The 4,319-nt window shown below is 51.4% G+C and carries 5 protein-coding genes; 4 read left to right on the top strand and 1 reads right to left on the bottom strand.

What is annotated here, in order from left to right:
- Positions 1 to 478: YheT family hydrolase (locus tag VIN66_RS00195; RefSeq protein WP_331922114.1), on the bottom strand; the 478-nt coding region annotated here is incomplete at its 3' end.
- Between the two features lie 53 nt (positions 479 to 531).
- Between VIN66_RS00195 and VIN66_RS00190 the strand changes: the two genes are divergently transcribed.
- The 4 genes from VIN66_RS00190 to VIN66_RS00175 form a co-directional block, all read left to right on the top strand.
- Positions 532 to 1,023 (top strand): hypothetical protein, encoded by a 492-nt coding sequence (locus tag VIN66_RS00190; RefSeq protein ID WP_331922113.1) that lies wholly within the window; start codon positions 532 to 534, stop codon positions 1,021 to 1,023.
- Positions 1,023 to 2,573: a GMC family oxidoreductase gene (locus VIN66_RS00185; protein ID WP_331922112.1), complete on the top strand. Its 1,551-nt coding sequence runs from the start codon at positions 1,023 to 1,025 to the stop codon at positions 2,571 to 2,573. The genes VIN66_RS00190 and VIN66_RS00185 overlap by 1 nt, the downstream gene beginning before the upstream one ends.
- Positions 2,574 to 2,668: 95 nt before the next feature.
- A complete protein-coding gene (locus tag VIN66_RS00180) occupies positions 2,669 to 4,051 on the top strand; it encodes a sensor domain-containing protein (protein WP_331922111.1) in 1,383 nt (460 codons plus the stop codon).
- Positions 4,052 to 4,120: 69 nt separating this feature from the next.
- On the top strand, positions 4,121 to 4,319 hold a 199-nt coding region (locus VIN66_RS00175), incomplete at its 3' end, for a hypothetical protein (RefSeq protein ID WP_331922110.1).

Here is a 4,319-nt window from a genome sequence, read left to right as displayed (position 1 = left end):
CACCACAGTATTTCAGCAACACGTTTGCACCCAGTGAATAGCCTACTGCGACTAACTGGCGGCCGGGAAAACGCTGCGTTATCTCGTGCAGCACGGTTGCAACATCAGCCGTATCGCCACTGTGATACGCGCGGGGCAGCTTATTGGGTTTACCATTGCAGCCACGAAAATGCATCAGTACAGCCGGCCAGTGCAGGGCGCGGCACTGCGCCAGTATTCCCTGAATATAATGGCTGTGAATGTTACCGGCCAGACCATGCAGTATCACTACCATAGGGGCGTTAGCTGCTTCCTTTGATGGTTGCATCCAGTTCAGTTCCAGCTCGTCACCATCTGGTAGGGTAAAAAGCTCGGCTACCGTGCGTTGCTTTTTACGCGGACTCAAATATTTGGCGAAAATAGTTTGCAGGTGCGCATGTTTTAGCCACCAGGCAGGTTTAAACGAAGATGTTACAACTGGTCTGACTTGAGCTTGCAAATTAGGTTTTCCTGATAAACAATGCGTTAACGTAAGCTAACGGGGTTGTTGTAATGAACAGGCGCCAATTTCTTTTCAGCGGCCTGGCGTTAGGTGCCAGTACCAGCCTGCTGCTGGCTGGTTGGCAGTTTAGCTTAAGTCCGGATGAAGACAGCCGTGACTGGGTGTTGTCTGCCATTCTGCCAGCATTGCTGTACGGTGCTTTGCCTGAGGATGCGACCTTAGCACAGGCAGCACTGCAGCGCAGCAAAACCGCAGTAAATGATTTTATCGGGTTCTTGCCGCTAAGCCAGCAACAGCAGTTGCATCAGCTGTTTAATCTGTTAGCAAACCGGCTAAGTCAGCTGGCGCTGACGGGCCATCTCGCGGCTCTGCCAGCACTGAATATGACGCAGCGGCTGAGCTTGCTTAACAGCTGGCGCGATAGCTACCTGCTGATCTTGCAGCTGGCATATCATAGCTTGCGCGAGCTGCTGTACGCAGCATTTTACGGTCAGCCACAGCACTGGCAACAGCTGAATTACACCGCACCGGAATTTCGCTAATGGTTGACCATATTAACGCCGCTTTGTTCAGTTCGGATCAGCAGTTTGATGCGGATATCGTCATTATCGGCTCAGGCGCCGGCGGCGGTATTGCGGCCGAGCAACTGACCCTGGCTGGTTTTAACGTACTACTGTTGGAAGAGGGCGCCTGGTATACGTCTGATGATTTTGTGATGCAAGAGCGCTGGGCTTACCCCAATTTATACCAGGAAGGCGCGGCCCGAAAAACGCGTGACCAGGGCATAGGCATTTTGCAGGGGCGCACCGTGGGTGGTTCAACAACCGTTAACTGGACTACATCGCTTCGCACGCCGCAGTCTACACTGGATTACTGGCGCAGCGAATTCGGGTTGAATTTTCAGGCTGATAATGATCTGGCCCGGTTTTTTGTCAAGGCTGAGCAGCGGCTGAGTATTCAGCAGTGGCCCGTACCGCCGAATATGAATAACGCCAGGCTGCAGCAGGGCTGCGAAGCGCTGGGCTGGCATTACAGCGTGATTAGCCGTAACGTTAATGGCTGTGCAAATCTGGGCTATTGCGGTATGGGCTGTCCGGTTAATGCTAAACAATCGATGCTGGTTACTACTATTCCTGCTGCAATGGCCAAAGGGGCCAGACTGATTTCACGAATTTCTGTACGCAAGCTGCGTTGGCAGGGCGAACAGGTTACTGCGGTGGACGCTGTGCCGGTAGATCAGTATTTTCAGCCGCGTAGCGATGTGCGCATTACGATAACCGCTAAGCACTATATTGTTGCCGCCGGTGCTATTGGCTCGCCCGCACTGTTGCTGCGCTCAGAAGTACCCGATCCATCAGGCCGGCTCGGCAAACATACCTATTTGCACCCTTCGGTTATTTCCGGCGCCTTGTTTGATGAAGCGGTAAATGGCCATAGCGGTGCACCACAATCAGTGTATTCGGATCAGTTTGTCTGGCCAGCAGATGACAATCTGGCCGGCTACAAGCTTGAAGTGCCGCCGCTACACCCGGTATTAATGGCTACTAAGCTTACCGGTAGCGGAGCACAGCATGCCGCGCTGATGCAGCAGTTTAATCATCTGCAGGCAACGATAGCATTACTGCGGGATGGCTTTCACCCACAAAGCCAGGGCGGCAGGGTGATGCTGGATCAGCACCAACAGCCAGTGCTTGATTACCCCATCACAGATTATTTATGGCAAGGCATGCGCCGGGCCTTGCTGTCGATGGCAGAGCTGCAATTTGCCGCTGGCGCGCGCCAGGTATTGCCTATTCATCATGATGCTCACTTATATAGCAGCTGGGCGGAAGCTAAAGCGGCTATAACCCAGTTGTCAATGCAGATACTGCGACAGACCATAGTGTCCGCGCATGTGATGGGCGGCTGCAATATGAGTAGTAGCGCTCAGCGCGGTGTTGTCGATCCTTACGGCCGGCACAACCAGCTGGGCAACCTTTCAGTGTTTGATGGTTCAGTGCTACCCACCAGTTTAGGTGTCAATCCACAACTGACAATTTACGCTCTGATGTGGCGTAACTGTGAGCAACTGATTACTGAGTTGTCACGTTAGCAACTTTACCTGAAAAATCAGCCGATACAGCCTGCTATAGTTCGTCAGGCGTGCTAAGGTTTAAACAGTTTTCTGCTGTAAACCGTTGCCACACGATGAATACTGACAGTTATAAAGCCCTGAGCAATTATATCGATTTACTGCTGGATGCCATTTGTGTGGTCGATAAGTTCGGCCGCTTCGAATTTGTTAGCAAAGGCGCAGAGCGCATCTTTGGCTATAAACCGGAAGAAATGCTGGGCAGGCTGATGATTGAGCTGGTACACCCTGATGATCGCGAGCGCACATTAAAAACGGCCGCAGAGATTAATGCCGGTGCTGTGAAAGTCGATTTTGAAAACCGCTATATTCGCAAAGACGGTCAGATTGTCCACTTGTTATGGTCGGCACGCTGGTCTGCCACGGATAAACGCCGGGTTGCTGTGGCGCGGGATATCAGTCGCAGTAAAAAAATTGAAGCACGTCAGGCGGCTTTGTATGCCATATCAGAAGCGGCTTTTGCTTGTGATGACCTGGTTGCGCTTTACCAATGTATTCAGCAGATAGTGTCCACGCTGATTCCGATGTGCCGTTTTGCCATAGTGCTGCCGGCTGACGCCACCGGATCGTTATATTTTGCCCACAATGCGGCACTATATGACGGTGAGAATGACAGCATAGCCTGTGATGTATTGGCGCTTTGCGCCGAGGTTATTCACCGCTCGGAGACTATTTTGCTGACTGCAGATAATCAGTCAGAGTTGCCAGAGAAGCTGCGTAAACTGGTCAAGGGTGAAGCAATAAACTGGCTTGGTGTGCCACTAAAATCGCACAGTGCTGTAATGGGCGCTTTGATGATACAGAACCGGGCAACGGCATCCGGTTACAGTGCCAGTGAAGTCGAACTGCTGGAGTTTGTCTCTGTCCAGGTGGCCGTTGCGATTGAGCGCAAACAAATGTTGCAGCGGTTGCAACGCAATGCATTGTACGATCAGTTAACCCAGTTACCTAACCGCGATTTATTGCAGGATCGGCTGCAATCAGCCTTAGCTAGGGCACAGCGTGATGGCGACCAGTTTGCGTTGTGTTATCTGGATCTGGATAAGTTTAAACATATTAATGACACCTTTGGCCATCAGGTTGGTGATGAGCTGCTACAGCAAACCGCGCAGCGTATTGTGCAGTGTTTGCGCCATAGCGATACGGTGGCCAGATTGGGTGGCGATGAGTTTGTGGTGTTATTACCTATGGTTGAACATAGCGAAGCGGCGCTGCAACTGGCAGACAAAATCCGCCTTGCGCTTAACCAGCCTTTCGTTTTAGCTGGCCAGCTGATACCGGTATTTCCCAGTATCGGTGTCGCTATGTTTCCCCAGCATAGCCAGTCCGTCAGTGGCTTGCTGCAATGCGCTGATAAGGCCATGTATATGGCAAAAAAAGCGGGCGGCAATCAGACAGTGCTGTCTGCAGCAATGCCACAACAGCAGTGCACCGGCTAACGCGCACTGATATGGCAGAGTGGTGTTAAGCTGCTATAGTTTCTGGGTTTATTAACCCAGAAAGGACGCATGATGAAAATTAACTCTGTGATATTGGCCAGTCTGTTGTTTGCTGTGACGACAGTGTCTGCTGCCGATAAAACTGTCACCAATAAACTGTATTCCGAAAAAGGTGAGGCCGGACAGCAGGTAGTGACAGAAAAAAGTGACGGCAGCTTTGATGCGTCTTTAGATTTAAGCTGGAATAACCGGGTTGTTACGATCAAAG

The sequence above is a fragment of the Rheinheimera sp. genome, assembly GCF_036568245.1.
In the GTDB taxonomy this organism is placed as follows: Bacteria; Pseudomonadota; Gammaproteobacteria; order Enterobacterales; family Alteromonadaceae; genus Alishewanella.
The sequence above is the reverse complement of the archived record's forward strand: the minus strand, read 5'-3'. Positions and strand labels throughout refer to the sequence as shown.